The organism is uncultured Sneathiella sp., assembly GCF_963973085.1.
Classification (GTDB): Bacteria; Pseudomonadota; Alphaproteobacteria; order Sneathiellales; family Sneathiellaceae; genus Sneathiella.
Genome location: NZ_CAXAXA010000001.1, coordinates 630,438 through 649,831, shown reverse-complemented (window position 1 = coordinate 649,831; position 19,394 = coordinate 630,438). Strand labels below are relative to the sequence as shown.

The 19,394-nt window shown below is 51.2% G+C and carries 20 protein-coding genes; 9 read left to right on the top strand and 11 right to left on the bottom strand.

Annotated features, from left to right (window positions below; all coding sequences use genetic code 11):
* Positions 1-128: 128 nt before the first annotated feature.
* The 9 genes from AACZ19_RS03040 to AACZ19_RS03000 form a co-directional block, all read right to left on the bottom strand.
* Complete coding sequence (locus AACZ19_RS03040; protein WP_339631003.1) at positions 129-755, bottom strand: hypothetical protein; 627 nt, start codon at positions 753-755, stop codon at positions 129-131.
* A gap of 302 nt (positions 756-1,057) precedes the next feature.
* Entirely contained in the window at positions 1,058-1,849 is a 792-nt protein-coding gene (locus tag AACZ19_RS03035) for a TIGR03084 family metal-binding protein (RefSeq protein WP_339631001.1), read from the bottom strand.
* A gap of 17 nt (positions 1,850-1,866) precedes the next feature.
* Positions 1,867-3,024: an acyl-CoA dehydrogenase family protein gene (locus AACZ19_RS03030; protein WP_339630999.1), complete on the bottom strand. Its 1,158-nt coding sequence runs from the start codon at positions 3,022-3,024 to the stop codon at positions 1,867-1,869.
* 42 nt (positions 3,025-3,066) lie between these two features.
* Complete coding sequence (locus tag AACZ19_RS03025) at positions 3,067-3,429, bottom strand: MaoC family dehydratase (protein WP_339630997.1); 363 nt, start codon at positions 3,427-3,429, stop codon at positions 3,067-3,069.
* A gap of 1 nt (position 3,430) precedes the next feature.
* Entirely contained in the window at positions 3,431-3,817 is a 387-nt protein-coding gene (locus AACZ19_RS03020; RefSeq protein WP_339630995.1) for a hypothetical protein, read from the bottom strand.
* A 10-nt stretch (positions 3,818-3,827) separates the two neighbouring features.
* On the bottom strand, positions 3,828-4,226 hold the full coding sequence (locus AACZ19_RS03015) for a Zn-ribbon domain-containing OB-fold protein (RefSeq protein WP_339630994.1): 399 nt from the start codon (positions 4,224-4,226) through the stop codon (positions 3,828-3,830).
* 2 nt (positions 4,227-4,228) lie between these two features.
* Positions 4,229-5,380 (bottom strand): thiolase family protein, encoded by a 1,152-nt coding sequence (locus tag AACZ19_RS03010; protein ID WP_339630992.1) that lies wholly within the window; start codon positions 5,378-5,380, stop codon positions 4,229-4,231.
* Between the two features lie 13 nt (positions 5,381-5,393).
* Positions 5,394-6,209, bottom strand: coding sequence for an enoyl-CoA hydratase/isomerase family protein (locus tag AACZ19_RS03005; RefSeq protein ID WP_339630991.1), 816 nt, complete (start codon positions 6,207-6,209; stop codon positions 5,394-5,396).
* Positions 6,210-6,213: 4 nt separating this feature from the next.
* Positions 6,214-7,350 carry an acyl-CoA dehydrogenase family protein gene (locus AACZ19_RS03000; RefSeq protein WP_339630990.1) on the bottom strand — a complete coding sequence of 379 codons (1,137 nt, stop codon included), beginning with the start codon at positions 7,348-7,350 and terminating at the stop codon, positions 6,214-6,216.
* A gap of 190 nt (positions 7,351-7,540) precedes the next feature.
* On the opposite strand from AACZ19_RS03000, the gene AACZ19_RS02995 reads away from it, so the two are divergent.
* From AACZ19_RS02995 to AACZ19_RS02985, 3 genes are all read left to right on the top strand, one after another.
* Complete coding sequence (locus AACZ19_RS02995) at positions 7,541-8,074, top strand: TRAP transporter small permease (protein ID WP_339630988.1); 534 nt, start codon at positions 7,541-7,543, stop codon at positions 8,072-8,074.
* Entirely contained in the window at positions 8,067-9,374 is a 1,308-nt protein-coding gene (locus AACZ19_RS02990; protein ID WP_339630986.1) for a TRAP transporter large permease, read from the top strand. The genes AACZ19_RS02995 and AACZ19_RS02990 overlap by 8 nt, the downstream gene beginning before the upstream one ends.
* Positions 9,375-9,446: 72 nt before the next feature.
* Positions 9,447-10,589 (top strand): C4-dicarboxylate TRAP transporter substrate-binding protein, encoded by a 1,143-nt coding sequence (locus tag AACZ19_RS02985; RefSeq protein WP_339630984.1) that lies wholly within the window; start codon positions 9,447-9,449, stop codon positions 10,587-10,589.
* 43 nt (positions 10,590-10,632) lie between these two features.
* Here the strand turns inward: AACZ19_RS02985 and AACZ19_RS02980 are convergent, their stop codons facing one another.
* Positions 10,633-11,418 (bottom strand): IclR family transcriptional regulator, encoded by a 786-nt coding sequence (locus AACZ19_RS02980; RefSeq protein ID WP_339630982.1) that lies wholly within the window; start codon positions 11,416-11,418, stop codon positions 10,633-10,635.
* 294 nt (positions 11,419-11,712) lie between these two features.
* Between AACZ19_RS02980 and AACZ19_RS02975 the strand changes: the two genes are divergently transcribed.
* From AACZ19_RS02975 to AACZ19_RS02950, 6 genes are read left to right on the top strand one after another with little or no spacing between them, the layout of a single operon-like run.
* The gene (locus AACZ19_RS02975) at positions 11,713-12,702 is read left to right on the top strand and encodes a thiamine pyrophosphate-dependent dehydrogenase E1 component subunit alpha (RefSeq protein WP_339630980.1); all 990 of its coding nucleotides are present in this window, start codon (positions 11,713-11,715) and stop codon (positions 12,700-12,702) included.
* Positions 12,703-12,704: 2 nt separating this feature from the next.
* Positions 12,705-13,679 (top strand): alpha-ketoacid dehydrogenase subunit beta, encoded by a 975-nt coding sequence (locus AACZ19_RS02970; protein ID WP_339630978.1) that lies wholly within the window; start codon positions 12,705-12,707, stop codon positions 13,677-13,679.
* Between the two features lie 18 nt (positions 13,680-13,697).
* Positions 13,698-14,483, top strand: a complete 786-nt coding sequence (locus tag AACZ19_RS02965) for an enoyl-CoA hydratase-related protein (protein WP_339630976.1) — start codon at positions 13,698-13,700, stop codon at positions 14,481-14,483.
* A gap of 2 nt (positions 14,484-14,485) precedes the next feature.
* Complete coding sequence (locus AACZ19_RS02960; protein WP_339630974.1) at positions 14,486-15,697, top strand: dihydrolipoamide acetyltransferase family protein; 1,212 nt, start codon at positions 14,486-14,488, stop codon at positions 15,695-15,697.
* Between the two features lie 14 nt (positions 15,698-15,711).
* Complete coding sequence (locus tag AACZ19_RS02955) at positions 15,712-16,884, top strand: acyl-CoA dehydrogenase family protein (RefSeq protein ID WP_339630972.1); 1,173 nt, start codon at positions 15,712-15,714, stop codon at positions 16,882-16,884.
* A 32-nt stretch (positions 16,885-16,916) separates the two neighbouring features.
* The gene (locus AACZ19_RS02950; protein WP_339630970.1) at positions 16,917-18,407 is read left to right on the top strand and encodes an AMP-binding protein; all 1,491 of its coding nucleotides are present in this window, start codon (positions 16,917-16,919) and stop codon (positions 18,405-18,407) included.
* A gap of 105 nt (positions 18,408-18,512) precedes the next feature.
* On the opposite strand, the gene AACZ19_RS02945 is transcribed toward AACZ19_RS02950, so the two are convergent.
* Positions 18,513-19,370 carry an alpha/beta hydrolase gene (locus AACZ19_RS02945; RefSeq protein ID WP_339630968.1) on the bottom strand — a complete coding sequence of 286 codons (858 nt, stop codon included), beginning with the start codon at positions 19,368-19,370 and terminating at the stop codon, positions 18,513-18,515.
* Positions 19,371-19,394: the final 24 nt, after the last annotated feature.

Genomic DNA, 19,394 nt, shown 5'->3' with positions numbered 1-19,394 from the left:
CAGGCATCAATGGATGAGAGTTAATCTTGGGTGCTAATTTTCTCACGCTAGGATTTGTCCACGAGGAGTTGCTGGCGAAGCCGAGCATGGTCCGATTGGAATTTATTTCCGGCTGTTTAAAAAGAAACCTATTTCAGAAAAGGGTCGGGGTTGAAATCATGCAGTGGGACGTCATCGGTTCCCCAGTTACGGGTGATGGACACCGCCTGAACATCCTGACCGCCTGCCTTTTCGAGGATCGAAATGATTTCCTTTTCATGCTCCTCATCCCTGACTTCTACCCATAGGAGCAGGCCGCCACTGGATAGATGATCCGAGAGGCTGTCCGCCTGTTGCTTAGAGATGGCAAGTGCGGCGAGGGAGCCTATGCCAGCCCCTGCCGCAGCGCCAGCGGCAGCAATCAATGCGGCAAACGCAAGGGTGCCGCCGGAGGCAACGATGGCCATTCCCGCTCCTGCGCCGCCTATATACATTGGTATTCCAACAGCCGCCGCTCTGCTTTCCGCTCTTTCATGCCTGTCGGCGAAAATCTTCCGAGGGATATTCTGAGTATCCTTAAGTTCAGCAATCGATTCATATCTGTGGCCAAGCTTGGTCTGCACCGTGTCATGGCTGGCCATCATGTTGATTGCCGCGCGATCAGTACCTGATTTCTCAATGCTTTCAACGGCATCTTCAAACAGGGTCGTGTCATCAAACCGACCTACGACTTCGCGAACCTTATATGTTTCATTGTCCTTATCAGGTGTAGACATAAAACCTCCTCAGGGCTTAGCAGATAAACGAAATGCATCCTTAAAATGAGGGCGCTGCGCATTCCAGCAACAAAACCTCATTTTATGCCTGCCTGACAATATGCGCCGACAGGCTCCAATCCTTCTATATAAAGACTTATGCGTATTTTCTTGTTTATCAACAGTGGTTTCGTCCCATGGGGGTAATGTACCTCGGGTTTGGGAGTTTCACTTCCATCCGGATCGATAATGATTCTGCGGAACTTGGCAGTGCAGTTGTGCGAAGGAAGGGATGGCAACGAAAGCCTAAAAAATAACTGTTTTTATCCGGCGTAATTTTGTAACCGAACGCCTTTTTCGGGACCAGTTAGGGGAGGGCCGGCAAAACACTGGCAATTCTCCATCCAGAGCATGGCGTCTGAACCGGAAACCTCTAGTTCCGTGTCCTGAATATTCCGTCGCTGTGTCACGACGAGGCAGAACTCCTCTGCCATCCCTGAAATACATGGAAGCCCCGGATGATCGTTCCAGATCCAAGTTGCACCAGACGGAGAAACCAATTCGAGGCGCACTTTCGTCTCCGGCGGTGTCATGTTCCGGTTGGTAAAGGACCAGTCAAATGTGATAACGCCAAGATGGGCAATATTCTTTATGCGATCTGAATTCTCGCGCGTCTGGCCCAGGGCATCGTATATGTCCTGCCCATGCGCCCAGGTTTGCGCGAGACGCGCAGCTGCGAATGACCGTACGCTCATATCCGGGCCAAACCAGGGTAGCCTGCTTATCTCCGGCAGATTATCGAGATGCGCTGAAAGCCGATTGTACCAGCCGTGCCAAACGTCGATCAGTTCTTCGAAATTGTGAATAGCAAGATGTTCATTGACAGTTTCAGCAAGCGGTTTTTCGGTAAATTTTGGTGCTATCTTCTCGGCAAGATTGGCAAAAGCTGAGGGGTCTTCGATGGCAAGAAGCGATACCATATCGAAATAGGCGATATGGCTAAGCTGATCATAGACGCTTCGGGATGTTCCCGGCGTCAGTTTCTCGAAGTCACCCGGGCCGAGTTTTTTTACAAACTGGTCTAGCGCTCGGTATTCCTGGAGCAATTCAGACATGACAGATCCGCAATTAGCTATTTGTGAGAGGGCATGATACCCATTTCCTTGCAGATGACCTGAAGCATAACTTCGTTTGCACCGCCACCGACCGCTGTTTGCCGGGCTTCCCGATATACGCGCGAAATGAAGGTTTCGTTCATAAACCCTTGGCCGCCCCAGAACTGGGTTAATTCAACTGGAATTTCCATCGAAAGCCGTCCGATCAGGAATTTTGCCATGCTCGCGAGTTTGGTGACATTCTCTCCTGCCACATATTTCTCCGTGGCCTGATAGAGCAGGGCGCGTACCGACTCGATCTTGGACTGGAACTCCGCAATCTTGAAGTGAATGATCTGGTTATCGAGCAATGGCTTGCCAAAGGCGACTCGCTGAGAAAGATATTCAACGGTCTCCTCAATTGCTATCTCCAGAAAGCGGATAGAGCGAGCAACGACGAACAGCCGTTCCTCCTGAAACTGCTGCATCTGGTATATGAAACCCTTGCCTTCCTCGCCAATCAGATTTCGTTGAGGAACCCTGACATCATCGAAAAAGAGTAGGGCTGTATCCGAGGATTTGTATCCGACTTTATCGAGTTTCTTGCCAACTGAGACGCCCTTCGTATTTAGCGGGACAACAATCAGCGATTTATTCCGGTGCGGCCCGTTTTCGCTGGAGGTATTGACCAGAAGGCAGATCCAGTCGCCCTGAACACCGTTGGTGATCCACATCTTACTGCCGTTGATAATGTAGTCATCCCCGTCCTTGACGGCAGTGGTTTTGATGTTGGCGACATCTGAGCCTGCGCCGACTTCACTGACGCCGATGCAGCCAACAAGATCGCCAGCGATCGTCGGCGCAAGAAACTCGGCTTTGAGCTCTTCCGAACCATAGTTCGTAAGGGCCGGTGTGCACATGTTCGTCTGGACACCGATTGCGGAGCAAATCCCCATGGTTCTGAGGTTGCCAAGTTCCTCGGCAAAAGCGACTTCAAATGAAAAATCGAGATCCGAGCCCCCATATTCGGTCGGCTTTCCGATCCCCAGCAGGCCCGCTTCGCCAAGCTTTTTCATAACTTGATGGGCTGGAAAGATGCCTTCTTCTTCCCATTGATCGACAAAGGGATTGATATGTTGGTCGATGATCTTGCGTGTAACGCTTCTTAGCTCATCATGTTCATGCGTCCAGATCATGTCTCGGTGCCTTTATTAGTTATGTGAGAAACCATGGGCCGATTACAGCTCGAGCCAGCCTTTGATGACGACATCATCATTTTGCGTCTTTACGAAGACCTCATACCGGTTCGGGTCATCGGTTGACTGGAGGCCGCCCGCTGTGACCGTATCGCCGTTGCGCACGGGTTTTGAGAAGCGAATGTTCAATTTCGCGACGGCGACGGCGTCCTTTCCAAAGCTGCGGGTGGCGGATTGCCATATCAGGGAGAGTGACATTGTCCCATGAGCGATTACATCGCCAAATGGCGTATTCTTGGCAAATTCAGGATCAACATGGATAGGGTTGTAGTCATTCGTGATCTTCGCATATTTCTGAATTGCCGAATGATCAACCGTGAGGCTGCTTTCAATAAGTTTCTGCATCTCACCCTCCCCAGATGATGCCCATGGAACCGCTGAATAATAGCTCGCCGTTCTGGTCATGGGATTGTGTTTCAAAATAGACCCAGTTGTTATTTTTCCAAATTTCCTTTTTCTTACAGAGAGTTGTGGTGATAATTTCATCTCCAAGCTTAGGAAATCTATGAACCGAAAACTCCTGAGTTCCGTGAATATTCCCTTTCGGGCGTTGCTGCACCGTCGCAAGAAAGGCGCGCATGGTAATTGCGGAAATCATGCCAGACGGAAGTTCCGGCAGATCATTTTTATCTTCCGGGAATAGTTCGAGCCAGTCTGCGGCGACTTCATCATCGAAATATTGCGTATTGGTCCCGAGGTTGTCCCCCGGTGTTAATTTTTCAAATGTCAGCATTGGTCTCATTTCAAATTGCTTTTGCCTGGGGAATTTTCTGATCGCCACGCGTTTCGAACGTAAGCTCGATATCCATGCCTATATGAACATCCGTGACATCGCATCCGATAACATTCATCATGGCGCGGACACCTTCTTCCAGATCGATAAGCGCCAGAACATAGGGAAGATCTTCCTTGAAAGCCGGGCTTGGCGCATGGTTTACAATGGTGAAGGTCTTGACTTTCCCCCGGCCACAGACCGGCAGCCAGTCAAGGTCACTGCCATTACAATGCTTGCAGATCGCACGCGGATAGAACTGGTTCTTTCCGCAGGAGTTACAGGTCTGGATAAGGAATTTTTCCTCATTGCAGGCCTTCCAGAATTCAACGGAGTCGGGATTGGGGACTGGAATTGGCTTTTCGGTCATTTTCATGTCCTCCCGAAGACGAGTGAGCAATGGGCAGATAGAATGCCGCCGTCACCATGAACAAAGGCAATTTCGCTGTCCTTGACCTGTCGGTCCTCCGCTTCGTGGCGCAGTTGCCGAACGGCCTCGACAACATGGAACATGCCGCCCGCCGCGCCGGAGTGGCCATAGCTCATCAGGCCGCCATGGGTATTGCAGGGGAGGCGACCATCAAGGTTCAAAGCACCGGAAAGGCAAGCCGGACCGGCTTCTCCGCGTTCAAAGAAACCGATGGATTCCAGCTCTACCAAAAGGGTGATGGTGAAGGAATCATATATTTCAGCGACATCCACATCTTTCACGGTGATGCCAGCTCTCTCAAACGCCGTATGCGACGAGTGTTTGCAACCGAAATCACTAAGTGACGGGGCTGCCATGATATGCTCATGTGTATGCCCCTGACCTGACCCCAGAATCTCGATTGGTTTTTTCGATGCGTCGGCACCGGTTTCGCCTGCGCTGACAATAATTGCCGCGCCTCCGTCCGAGATGAGACAGCAATCCAGAACATGAAGTGGACTGGCGATCATACGGCTATTCAACACGTCCTCGATGGTAATTGGCGTTCTTCTGTGTGCCTTAGTGTTACGCATCGCGTGCTCGCGAGCGGAAACGGATATAGATGCGAGTTGCTCTGACGTAACACCATATTCATGCATGTAATGATTGGCGACCAGAGCGTAAGCGGCCGGGACGGACATGCCGTAGGGATGCTCATACTGGGCGTGCCCGACTTTTGCGAGGGTTGCAACCGCGCCGCCCTTCGGCATGCCTGTCAATCTGTTGTCTCCTGTAACAATAAGGACATTGCGGCACATGCCACTTTCCACAAGGGCCGCAGCCTGCATTACCATGACACAGGCCGTTGCGCCGCCAACTTCAATGGCGGCGTTAAATTTCGGCTGGATATTCATGTATTCGCAGAAAACCGAGCTTAGCATGAGGTGCGGTTCAGTAAACGAATACGCGCAGAGTACACCGTCGATGTCAGACTTCTTAAGTCCTGCATCCGCGATGGCTCCAAGTGCGGCTTCCGCATGCAATCCCATGCAACTGCTGCCGCGGAGTTCGCCGACATCGGTGTCATATGCGCCCGTGATAATAGCTTTTTTCATTTAGGGGGCCTCGTTATTTTATTTTTTCAATGTCCCAGTTAAATTTCAGGGGTTCTTTTTTTAGGAACCGGGAAACGGCATCATGGTGATATTCCGTATCCAGGCAAATAGCCTGTGCATAGCTCTCCATTTCGGAAAGTGCGCGTTGATCCAGCTCCGATGATTTGTTGAGGATTGTCTTCGCCATTCCAATGGCATCCCGGGAGGCGCTCTTGAACTGGCCAGCAAACGCCATGGCATATGCAAGAAGATCATCTTCGGGTACAATCTCACGAACGATCCCGAGGGCTTTTGCCTCTTCCGGCTTCAAAGTTCGGGCGGTGAAAACGATATCCTTCGCTGCTTGCAGTCCGACAATCCGCGGAAGCAGGAAGAAGCCGCCCAGATCCGGCACCAGACCGATCCTGCCAAATACGGCGCAAAAACGGGCGCGCGGTGAGGCAAATACGAAATCCGCGGCAAGGGCAAGGTTAAATCCGGCTCCGAATGCCGGGCCATCGACCGCAGAGATAACGGGAAGCTCAAGGTCGACCAGTTCGCGGAACCATAAATGTAAATCCTGAATTCTGGTGCGGTTGGTTGTTGTTGGCCGCCTGGCTTCGCTCAGAGATTTGAGGTCACCGCCGGCGCAGAAGGCACCGCCTGATCCGGTGATGACAAGGGCGGCAATGTCTGCATTGTGGCGAATATCAAGTATTACCTTAGTCAGGTCTGCACGCATCGGGAGATCCAGTGCGTTCTTGCTTTCCGGCCGATTGAGAGTCACAAGGCCTATATTGTCCTTGATTTCAAATGTCAGGGTCTGAAATTCGGTTGAATTGTCTTTCATTGGGTCAAAGCTCCAAACTGCGGGCAATTATGTTGCGCTGAATTTCGCTCGTCCCTTCACCAATGACATAGACAAATGCATCCCGGTGAAAGCGGCCGACAGGATATTCCCGCATTATGCCTGCCCCGCCGTGAATCCGGATTGCGCGTTCCGTTACCCGGAGCGCAACCTCAGAAGATATTAGTTTCGCTTTCGATGCAATTGCGTTCGTCAGCGTATTTTGATCAACACACCATGCGGCGTAATACACAATCCATTTTGCCGATTCGATCTCCGCGCTCATATCAGCCAGTTTATGCGCTATGGCCTGAAAGTCCCCAACTTTACGACTGCCAATCTTTCGATCGCGTGCATAAGAGATGGACGCATCCAATGCCGCACGGGCAATTCCCAAAGAATTGGCGGCAACGCCAACGCGGTTCTCGGTCAGAGAGTCCAGGATCACGGGGTAGGTGCCTGTTTGTCCACCCAAAAGGCAGTCGTCGGGGACGAAGGCGTCATTGATAAAGATCAGCCCCGTCTCGGAACTGCGAATGCCTTCTTTTTTGAGTTTTGATGTTTCAAATCCCTTATTCGGGATTTCTACAATAAACAGACTGATGGCGTCCGCGGTTTGTTCAGGTGATGTTCTGGCGGCCAATAAGATAAAATCGGCGATTGGCGCATTGGTGATATACATTTTTGAGCCGTTCAGAACCCAACCACCATCAACCTTCTCCGCTCGTGTTTTCAATCCCCGTACGTTGGACCCTACATCCGGCTCGCTCAACCCGAATGCCGCGATTTTCTCACCGGCGAGAGCGGGTTTGAAAAAGCGCTCACGCTGATCGTTCGTTCCTGCTTTCCAGATTGGCCAGATTCCGAGGTGCGAGTGTGCGGACATGCTTGACGCAAAAGCCTGGCTGACATAACTCAGTTCCTCGCGAATAATACAGTCCGTGATTTTATCCATCCCTGTCCCGCCGCTTTCGGCAGGATAACGCGCGCCGAGTATTCCAAGGTCTCCCCATTTTTTAAATATCTCCTTTGGGAAAGTCTCGGTTTCTTCAGCTTCAAAGACAAGCGGTTTTATCTCTGTTTCAGAAAATCGCCTGATTGTTTCGCGGATATGCAACTGCTCTTCTGTGAATGTGAAGTCCATCAGTTTTTGTCCTGTTTTTGTTGGGATGGCTGACTTTAACACCTAAAAATACAAAGTTCTGACCACAGTTTAAAAAGGTATTGTATTCTTTATAAAAAACACTATTCTGTAAAGAGAATTTTTGAGGGGCGTGCCAGAGGCATCTCTAAGCTAGGAATAAATAAATAAAAAAGCGCTGTGGGAGGTGCGGATGATAAAGCGGTTTCTCGACATTATCACGGGAAGCTTCACAATGCTGGCAGGGGCCGCATTGGTTATGATGCTTTTGCAGATAAGTCTAGATGTTTTCAGTAAGTATTTGTTCAACACGCCCTTTCTTTGGACGATGGACGTTGTGGCTTCCTATCTGATGGTTGCCATTGTCTTCCTTCCGTTGGCTCAGGTCGAGAGAGAGAACAGCCATATTCGTGTGGAGCTCCTGACCAATGGGCTCGCGAGTCAGGGTCGCCGCCTGGTTCTGATTTTCTCCACAGTTGTTTCGGCAATCTATTTCGCGGCTCTGACTTGGCGCCTCTGGGGCGACGCGGTCGGTAAATATGAAATCGGTGAATATGTAATGGGTGAGGCACAGGTTACAGTCTGGCCAGGCCGTTTCTTCGTCCCCTTCGGGTGCGGGGCCCTCGTACTGCTGTTGCTATACAAGCTGTGGCGCTACCTCACAGACAGCGCTTTCCATGAAACCGAAGAACAGCAGGCTGCATCGGGAGACCATTTCGATGAGTGATTTACAGATTGGTTTTGTCGGCCTGGCCGTTATGGTCCTGCTGATGCTTCTCTATGTGCCGGTTGGTGTGGCGCTTGGGTTCGTGGGTGCCGTTGGCATTTATTTCCTGCTTGGGTCCGGGGCAATGTGGGGGATCATTACGGCAATCCCATATGACTTTGCAGCTCACTGGACGTTGAGTTCCGTGCCCATGTTTCTGTTGATGGGTTACGTCGCTTACCATGCTCAAATGACAGACGGTCTGTTCAGGACAGCGCGTTTATGGCTGTCGGCTTTGCCGGGTGGGCTTGCAATCGCTTCCATTGGTGCAAGCGCCGGGTTCTCCGCCGTAACCGGTTCAAGCCTGGCCTGCGCCGCGGCAATGGGGAGGATCGCCGTCCCTGAAATGCTGCGCTATAAATATGACAAGGGACTCGCCTCGGGCGTTGTGGCGGCGGCCGGGACCATAGGGTCCATGATTCCGCCTAGCATTATGCTGCTGATTTACGGCGTTTTTGCAGAGGTTCCCATCGGCCAGCTTTTTGTGGCCGGCATCATTCCGGGTTTGCTTACGGCAGTGATGTTTGCCGCGATGGTTGTAATACGTGTGAAAGCAAATCCGTCTCTCGCACCAGATAAAGATCTTCTTCCGACTTGGCATGAGCGATTTTATTCATTGGGGGAGACCTGGCCTTTACTAGTAATCATATTTGCGGTTATCGGTGGGCTATTCATTGGTGTCTTTACGCCAACTGAAGCAGGAGCCGTCGGCGCCTTGCTGTCCTTCTTCGTTGCAGGTATCCGGCGAAAGCTTAATCTTGATTTGATCAAGAAGTCAGTCTCCGAGACATTGGTGAGCACGGCGGCGATTTTTGTGATCGCCATCGGCGCGGCTATCCTGACGCGCTTTTTGGCTTTAACCGGAATACCGGATTTTCTTTCCGACTTCGTCCTAGAGGCCGCCGTTAACCCGCTCACGATCCTGGCCGGAATGGCTGTCGTCTATCTTCTTCTGGGTATGTTTCTGGATCCCATAGGTATCATGTTGTTAACGTTGCCAATCTTTCTACCGGTAGCGGAAGCGGCGGATATCAACCTGATTTGGTTCGGTATCCTTATCGCCAAGTTCCTGGAGATTGCATTGATAACGCCGCCGGTCGGTCTCAATGTTTTCGTCATCAAGGGCATTGTTGGTGATGCAATTTCAACGGTAACTATATTCCGAGGAATTCTATGGTTCCTTGTTGCGGACCTGATCACCATGTCGCTGTTGATTATTTTTCCGCAAATAAGCCTATGGCTGCCGCAGTTGATGAATTGATGGCATCTGGCATTTCGAAAACCTTAACCAGTAAAATTAAACAAAACAAAAAAAGGAGAGGATTAAAGAGTTATGATAAAGAAAATATCCAAATCGTCCGTATTGACGGGGTTGGCCCTTGCGGCCTCGGTTGCCCTGTCGGGTACGGCGCTTGCGAAAGATCAGGGGCGGTTTGCGTCCTTCCTGTCGCCGAAGAATCCTGTTGTGGAATTCGGGGCGGAACCGTTTATTGAACGGGTAGAGAAAGACTCTAACGGAGAACTGACGTTCAAACTTTTCGCAGGCGGCTCATTGCTGGGCGGAAAAAACATGGTGCAGGGGCTGAGTGATGGCGTTGCCGACATCGGGCAGATTGTCTTTGGCTATTATCCGGCCGAGTTCCCCTATGCAAGCCTCGTCGCGGATATGGCGATTTATGGGACTTACCCGCCTGCGGTTTCTGCCGCGGTAACGGAATTTAATTTTCTACATTGTCAAGGGTGCCTGGATGATTACAAAAGGAACGGCATTGTCGTTCTAGGATCTGCCAGTACTTCCGCCTACCAGTTGCTCGGTAAGGAAGACGTAAGTGAACTGGAATCACTTAAAGGCATGAGGATTCGTGCGGCCGGTGCGTTATGGTCCCGTTGGCTGAACTATGTCGGAGCCATTCCTGTTTCGATGCCGTCCAGTGAAATGTATGAATCTATTTCTCGTGGACAGGTTGACGTTGTCATGCAGCCGATCGGCGCCATGAAAAGCCATAGCATCTGGGATATTGCGAAGAAAGCAACAATCCTCAATCTCGGCACATATCGTTCATGGGGCATTTTCTCCGTGAGTGCTAAATACTGGGAGGCGCTCAGCGTTCCACAACGTGAAATCCTTATGAAAAACGCCGCAATCGGCCTGATAGATACATCTGCAGGCTACATGGTAAAGGATGCTGAAGCCGAGGCGATGCTGGAAGAAAAAGGCGTAGAATTGATCGAGCCGTCTGAAGAGCTCAAGAATTCCGTGACTGAGTTCCTGAAAACCGACCGGGCGACAGTGATCGAAACGGCTAAAACAAAATATAAAATTGCGGATCCAGAACCGTTGATGGAGAAGTTTGTTGAGCTGATTGAGAAGTGGGAAGCAAAATACGAGCCCATCAAGGGGGATAATGCGGCGATGGCTGACATGCTTTGGACCGAAGTTTTTGCAAAAGTTGATGCCAAGACATTGGGTCAGTAAAGAATACCGGGATGAACGGGAATTTTCCGTTCATCCTTTCCCTTCAGTTTTTCTGGGGCATTCCCTGAATGGCGGCTGTAACGGTTGAGGCTGTTTGTTTCACTGCCTCCGCGATTTTCTCCAGTTTCTTTTTGTCGAGTTGTGCCGTCACCGCGACGGCGCTGATTGTCATAGCGGGACGGTCCTCGACGTCAAATACGGGTGCAGAAACAGTCGTAAAGCCTTGCGAGAAGTTGCCTTCGTCAATTGCGCATTTACTTTCCCGGACATCGTTCAGACTGTCATACCATTCTTCAAAGGGAGCCGGATTTTCAATACGGATTTTGGAATAGGCTGACTTGAGTTGTTGCTTTGACAGGTCGGAAAACGCGGCAAAGCAACGTCCGAGAGCGCCAACAAAGCATGGCAGGCGCTGACCGACATTCATATTGATACTGATAACAGAACCCGGTCCGGAGTTGGCAATCAGCATAACGCGATCATCCTGCATTTTTTGCCATAATGTCAGGGTCACCTGATTTTCAATCGAAATTTTATCAAGCAGGGGCTGCACCAGCCGGACAAGACTGGCACCATTTAGGGCAGAATGCGCAATTTCGACCAGGCCAAGCCCGATCTGGTATGTTTTTGTATCCGGATTAAAAACAACGAGCCCTTCATGAACAAGTGTCCTGAGCAAATTGAAACAAGTGCTCGGATTAATGTTGAGGTCGCGGGCAACTTGCGTCACGCCAAGTGGAGAATTACTGGCGCTCAAGTAACGCAAGACGCTGATACCGCCGACCAGCGCGCCGACAAGCTTGGTTTGAGGGATTGTTTCACTATCCATAGTACTGGGCTATTCGCATTATTTGCATCGTATTATTTTCACTTAAAACGCAACAATCTTTTTTTCGTTCAGGTATTTCCAAACTTAATTCGTGCTCAACGAACAGCAAACTCTAGCATGTTTGAAATGTAACAAGAAAGCCAATTTAATCCAACTAATGCAGTCGTCCCTGCCGTGAGAATAAACTTGTTTCCGTCGACGATACTTTTTCTTATATTCTCTTGACAGAAAACTATTCTCATATAGAAATATAATCAAGATATTTGTACTGCCTTTTCAAAATAGGGGCCCGGGATGAAATCAACAAAAGCGGGCAAACCTGCTTCCAAATCGCAGTTGCTGGAATTTTACGAGCGTATGCTGCTGGTTCGGGAGGCCGAAAATAAGCTGTCGTCATTATTCGCTGATGGCGAAGTTCCCGGTTTTATACATTTGAGTGTTGGGCAGGAAGCTGTGTGCGTTGGCATCACCTCAGCCCTGGAAAAGCAGGACACTCTTGCGTCCAATCATCGTGGCCACGGACATGCACTCTCGAAGGGGGTTGAGCTTGAAAGCTTTTTTCTGGAAGTCATGGGCAAGGAAGAAGGTATTTGCGGTGGCCGGGGCGGTTCCATGCATGTGGCGGATATGTCGGTCGGAATGCTGGGAGCAAACGGTATCGTTGGCGCCGGTATCCCTCTTGCAATCGGCAGTGCGCTTGCGCATCAGGTAAAAAAGAATGATGCCATTGCCGTTGTATTTTTTGGAGATGGCGCCCTTGCGGAAGGGGTTCTGCATGAGAGTTTCAATCTGGCCTCGCTATGGAAGCTGCCGGTTCTTTTCGTCTGTGAGAATAACGGATGGTCAGAATTTTCTCCGGCAAATCTTCAGTTCGTGGCAAATGTCAAGGATCTCGTCAAGGCCTTTGACATCCCGTCGCAATGTGTCGACGGGAACGAGGTTATGGACGTTCACAAGGCGGCGGATGAACTCGCCAATGCGGCACGCCGGGGTGAAGGCCCGCAGCTTCTTGAATGTATAACGCATCGTGTGCGCGGTCATTTTGAGGGCGATCCACAGAAATACCGCACGGAAGAGGAACTGACCTCAATCTCGGAGCATGATCCGATAACCAAGTTCGAGAAATTGATTGCTACGAAACGGATAACAAAAAAAGAAATGCAGGCCGTCCGGGAAAAGGTGGACCAGAAGATTTCCAATGCAGTTGATGCCGGGCGGGGTGGAAGCGACCCCGATTTCGAGCGTGCCAGAACGGATGTCTATACAGCCGTGGAGGGCCTCTAAGCATGACTGAAGTGAGATTTGCCAAAGCCATCAATATGGCGCTGGACGACGCATTGACAGACGATCCGACTGTTGTTCTGTTCGGTGAGGATGTTGCCCATGCGGGCGGCCCGTTCGGTGTGACGCGCGGGCTTCTGGAAAAGCATGGGGAAGTGCGGGTGCGCGATACACCGATATCCGAGGCAACTATCGTTGGGGCGGCCGTCGGGGCGGCCATGAGCGGGTTGAAACCTGTCGTCGAAATCATGTTCATGGATTTTGTTTCTCTCTCCATGGATGCGCTGGTCAATCAGGCTGCAAAGGCGCGTTTTATGTTCGGTGGTCAATGTTCGGTTCCGATGGTACTCCGTACACCGCATGGCGGTGGCGTCAATGCCGGTCCGCAACATTCGCAGTGTCTTGAAGCCTGGTTCGCCCATATACCGGGATTGAAGGTCGTGGTGCCAAGCAATCCATCCGATGCGAACAATCTGCTAAAGGCCGCTATTGCAGATCCTGATCCAGTCATTTTTATCGAGAATAAGGCGATGTATTCCCTGAAAGGGGAAATGAGTGAAGCCGATAAGGATGTTGCGATCGGAAAGGCGCGCACGGCGCGCGAGGGCACCGATGTTACGATTGTAAGCTACGGTGCGGCTGTCAATACCGCACTTATGGCGGCAGAGACGCTCGCCACGAAAAATATCGAGGCGGAAGTGATCGACCTACGCTCCGTTCAGCCATGGGATGAAGTGGCAGTTCTTGCGTCGCTTTCGCGCACTCACCGTCTGGTTATCCTGCATGAGGCGGTGACGAGTTTTGGTGTCGGAGCCGAGATTGCGGCCCGAATGGCGGATATCGGTTTTGATGAACTGGATGCACCGATCGTCCGTGTCGGGGCTCCATTCATGCCGGTTCCCTTCGCCAAATCACTTGAAAGTCAATATCTGCCGAATGCGGACAATGTCATTGCTGCCGTAGAGCAGGTCCTTGCCTAAATACCCGGAGAAAAAATTATGGCCGAAAACGCTATCCTAATTGAGAAAGACGGGCCTGTTGCGACGCTCACAATAAATCGCCCGAAAACACTAAACGCGCTTGATGTTCCGACCCTGCTGGAGATGGAGGAGGCCATCACAAACCTTGAAAATGATGACACTGTGCGGGTGATCGTTTTTACCGGTTCTGGCGATAGAGCCTTTATCGCAGGTGGAGACATCAGCGACCTCAACTCGCGTCAGGGTCTGGCTCATTATCAGGAGTTTGCAGAAATCATTCACCGGGTTTTCCGCCGGATTGAAAGCTGTGAAAAGCCAACCATCGCGGCTGTGAATGGTTGGGCTCTGGGTGGCGGAACCGAACTTATCCTGGCGCTTGATATCCGCATCCTTTCGGAAAAATCGAAACTGGGCTTGCCGGAAATAACGCTTGGCCTGTTCCCCGGCGCTGGCGGAACGCAGCGTATTATCCGCCAGATTCCTCTTTGCCGCGCTAAGCAACTTATGTTCACGGGTGATCAGATTGGCGCTCAGGAGGCTGTCGATCTTGGACTCGCCAATCAGGTGGTGCCTTCAGAAGAACTGATGAAGACGGTTTATGAAGAAGCCAACAAGATCGCCCAGAAATCACCGCTTGTTCTGAAACTGTTGAAGCGCGGGTTGCTCCATGGAGCAGATATGCCTCTATCGGCGGCGTTACCCTATGAGCAAAGCCTGATCGGTCTTGTTCTGGATTCTGAAGATGCCCATGAGGGATGCACTGCCTTTTTGGAAAAGCGGCCCGCGAACTTCAAAGGGAAATAAGCATGTCGAATGGCGCCGAGTTGATCATGCCAAAGCTGGGGCTCACCATGACAGAGGGGACAATCTCTGAATGGATGATCGCGCCCGGTGACAGCTTTAAGAAAAATGATGTTGTTCTGGTGGTTGAAACGGAAAAGATCGCTAACGAGATCGAGGCGCCAGCAGATGGTGTGCTCCATGATATTCTCGTCCCGGCAGGAGAAACCGTTTCCGTTGGTGTTGCTCTCGCGCAATGGGATGTCGGGAACGCCTCAATCCCGCAGAAGCCTGAGGATGCTCCCTCAGAAGTAGTGGAAAATGCCGAAACAACGCCCGTTTCCGAAAAACCAGTGACATCGGCACCAACAGCCCCGAAAAACGCCGGCTCAAAAAGGATTATTGCGACGCCACTCGCAAAGCGTATCGCAGACCAGAATGATATTGACTTGACCCTCATTGCGGGGTCCGGCCCAAGGGGGCGCATCAAGGCCGATGATGTGCGCAGTGCTATTTCGCATGGAGTTGCGCCGACTACTCCCAGCTCCAGGTCAAGTGAGCGTCGGAATCCATCGTCCTATGAGGCAACAGTTGCCAGACGGCTGACCGAAGCGAAGCGAGATACACCGCATTTCTATCTGTCCACCGAGGTTGACGCCGGAAAAATGCTGACACTCCGGCAACAATTGAATGAAGAGAATGATGGTCTGAAGATAAGTATAAATCATCTTGTTATCGCGGCTGTTGCTCGGGCACTTGAGGATAATGAAAAGGCGAATTGTGTCTGGCAGGAGGGAGAAATCCTGACGTATGAAACGATTGATGTTGGCGTTGCTGTCAGCACCGAAATTGGATTATTTGCGCCTTTGATACGGAACTTGAGAGGGCTTGGTATTGCGTCGATCGCAACCTCCGCGCGGGCCGTAATCGAAAAAACGAGAGAAGGTAAATTATCGTCAGAAGATATGGCGGACGGTGCCACGACTATCTCGAATGCCGGGATGTTTGATGTCACTTACATGAGCTCGATTATCAATCCGGGCCAGTCTTCTATTCTCGGTGTCGGAAGCATTCGTGACACCTTCCGTCCCAACAAGAAGGGCAAGCCGATCCTGAAGCAGGAAATGGGACTGGTCCTGTCCTGTGATCACCGGATTTTCGATGGTGTGAGCGGTCTCGCCTTTCTGAACTCAATCAAATCATATCTTGAAAAGCCGCTTAGGTTGCTGGTCAATTAGAAAAGGAAAAAACAATGGATTTCCGGTTATCCGAAGAGCAAAAGATGATTGCTACGACCGCCTATCGGATTGGCGAGGAGTTTGGCCTGAATTACTGGCGGGAGCTGGATGAGAAAAAGGCCTTTCCGAAAGATCTTTGGCAGGCGGTTTGCGATGCCGGGCTAGCGGGCGTTGCCTTGCCGGAGGAATACGGTGGGGCAGGCCAGGGAATGCTGGAAATGGCATTGATTGTCGAAAACCTCTCCGCCAGCAGTGGTGGGTCGACGCTCGGTCAGCTATTTATGATCAATCCGATTTTCGGGGGCGTGACGATTTCTAAATTCGGTACCGACAAAATGAAGCAGGAGCTTCTGCCGAAGCTGGTTTCCGGCGAGATCAACTTCTGCATGGCACTGACTGAATCAAGGGCGGGAAGCAACAGCCTGGAACTCAAGACATTCGCGGATGAAGATAGTGATGGCTGGCGCCTCAATGGCGAGAAGATCTGGATAACGGCGGTTGACCAGGCCCAGAAGATGCTGGTCATCGCGCGCTCGAAAAAGGTAGAAGACGTTCAAAAGCGAACCGACGGTCTTTCCATGTTCATGATCGATGTGGATCGCGAAGGCCTGACATACCATCCGATCGACAAGGTTGGAACGCGTACCTTATCTTCCTGCTCGGTTTTCTTCGATGAAGTTCGTATTGAACCGGAGGAGCTGGTTGGAACATTACATGGTGGCTGGAAAGAACTGCTTGATATCCTGAATACGGAGCGTATCGTAACAACGGCAGGGTTGGTGGGGGCAGGGGACCTCGCTCTCCGACTTGCCGTTGCCTATGCAAATGACAGAAAAGTATTTGGTGATAAGCCGGTGAGTGCGTATCAGGGAATTCAGTTTCCGCTGGCGCAGGCCAAGGCAGAGATTGATGCCGCCCGTCTATTAAACTATAAGGCAGCTGCCCAGTACGACATCGGTGAGCCTTTCGGAAGTGAGGCCAATGCCGCCAAGCTGATTGCTGCGCAGGCGGTCGCGAATGCGACGGAAAGATCCATGCAGGCCATGGGTGGCATGGGGTATGCGACGGAGTCCCACCTTGAACGGCTCTGGCGGGATGCGCGTTTGTTCCGGTTTGCGCCTGTCTCGGAAGAGATGATTTTGAATTTCATTGCCGTTCATGATCTTGGAATGCCGCGTTCCTATTGATCATCTGGCAAGGTTGAGGAGAGGATTTTAAAATGGTCAATCTCAGCAGCTTTCTGAAATACCATGCGCAACGCTGGCCCGAGAATACCGCCATCGTTTATGAGGATAGCCGCATCAGCTATGGCGCGTTGTGGGAGCGTGTAAGTCAGCTCGCCCGTTTCCTTTCAGAGCAAGGTATCGGCAAAGGAGATGTCGTCGCTGTTTTTATGAAAAACAGCCCAGCCTTTATCGAAATTGCCTGCGCTACCAGCTATCTTGGGGCTGTTTTCCTCCCGATCAACTACCGTCTGGCGACAGATGAGGTTGCTTACATAGTTGGCAACGCAAATGCATCTCTCCTGATCGGAGATGCGGAATTTGATGACATTCTCCAAGTTAATATTCCAAAGCATGTTTTGTCCGATGCGATGCAGGAGAATATCCTTGATTTCACGGGCGTGGAGGATGCTATTCCGGAACCATGTTACCTCCGACCCGATGATCTTTTCCGCCTCATGTACACGTCGGGGACGACGGACCGACCAAAAGGTGTCATGCATAGCTATGACAATTTCTACTGGAAAAGCATGGAGCATGTAGTTGTTCTCGGTTTGAGCCAGCAAACCCGTTTGCTGGTAACGGGTCCACTTTATCATGTCGGTGCCTTCGACCTGCCGGGTATGGCTGTGCTCTGGCTTGGTGGTATGTTGAAAATCCACCGGGAATACGAACCTCTTGCCGTACTTTCGGCAATTGAGACTGAAAAGCTCACTGGAGCCTGGCTGGCACCGATCATGCTCGCGGGTATATTGGAGCTTCCGGACAAGGAAAATTACGATGTTCGCAGTCTCGAATGGTGCATTGGCGGGGGGGAGAAAACGCCGGAAGGGCGAATCCTCGAATTTCAAAAGTATTTTACGAACGGTCGATATATCGACGCCTACGGCCTGACGGAATCCTGCAGTGGCGATACTTTTATGGAGCCAGGCTGGGAGATTGACAAGATCGGCTCCACCGGCCGCGCCACGCCGCATGTCTCTATTAGTATTGTTGATGACGCAGGCAAGCCGCTTTCGCCGGGTGAAGAGGGGGAAATATGCCTGCGCGGCCCGAAGGTGACCGAGGGTTACTGGAACGATCCGGCCAAAACGGCGGAAACGCGGATCGGCGACTGGTTCAAGACCGGCGATGTCGGGCTTCTCGATGAAGAAGGGTTTCTCTATCTTACAGATCGCAAGAAAGACATGATCATCTCCGGCGGCGAGAATATTGCGTCATCTGAGCTGGAACGCGTGATTTATCAGATGCCCGACGTGTTGGAAGCGGCGGTCATTGGCCTGCCGGATGATAAATGGGGAGAGGTGCCGGTCGCCGTCATTGTGCCGAAAGAGGGCGTCACCTTTGACGAAGAAGCCTTCGTATCGCATTGTCGGCAGCATCTCGCCGGGTTCAAGGTGCCCAAGCGGGTGCTATTGAGGGACAGCCTGCCGCGCAATCCGTCAGGCAAGATACTGAAACGGATACTGCGAGACGAGTTTGCATAAAAGGCGGCTATAAAGGGCGATGATATCAGGACGCCGACTTACAGTGAGTTGGCAAACTGGTTGCGGTAAAAGCATGCGAAATAGGGTGTCTGTTGCTTCGTTCGATTAATAAGAATTTTCATGGAAAAATGTGGCCAGGTCCTCCAGGACAGGTGCCTTGGACCGCCAGACCCAAGACATCGCGCCAATTATCTCTATGTGACTAATGTTGGAATAATATTTCGCCTGAACCTTTCCGCCGTTCTCCGCAATCTTTTGCCGTAACCGTTCCAGATTGTAAGGCGCGACAAGCTTATCGTTGCGGCCATACAAAAGCAGGAGCGGCGGCTCACTCCCGTCGATAAAGTTTGTAGCCTGCATCTGCGGGTATTGGGAGGGCGGCCCAAATATTATTTTCACGTCCTCTGCTTCGGGAGTAAAGGAATACGGGCCGGCCAGACCCGCAAACCCCTTGATGGCAGAATTTATCCCGGGCTTCAGGTATCGCTCATCAACAATTAAAAGCGAGGCGATATGCGCCCCTGATGAATGCCCGGACAGAAAAAGCATATCGGGCTTGCCGCGATAGTCTTCGATATTCTCGTGAACCCAGCTTACGGCATCGGCACCGTCTTCCACGAATGTTGGAAACCGGACATCCGGATATTTTCGGTAGTCAGGAATGACGACGATAAACCCCTTTTCCGCAAGGGCGGTCCCGACAAAGGCAAAATCCTCTTTCTCGCCAGTTGTCCATCGCCCACCATAGAAGAAGATAACGACCGGAAGCCTTTCCTCGGTTGCTTGATCCGGTATATAAATATCGAGTGTTTGGGTGCTTTCTTCGTCAAAGACGATGTCTCTGACGATGTTTCCGTCAAAAAAAGGGACGGGTGCATTCGCAACCTTTATGCCGACTGCGGTGCAGGCGCTGAGCGATAGCAAGCCGACAAGGAGGAGGAGTGATCGAAATGTCTGATACATATGCAAACACTATCGTGCATTTCT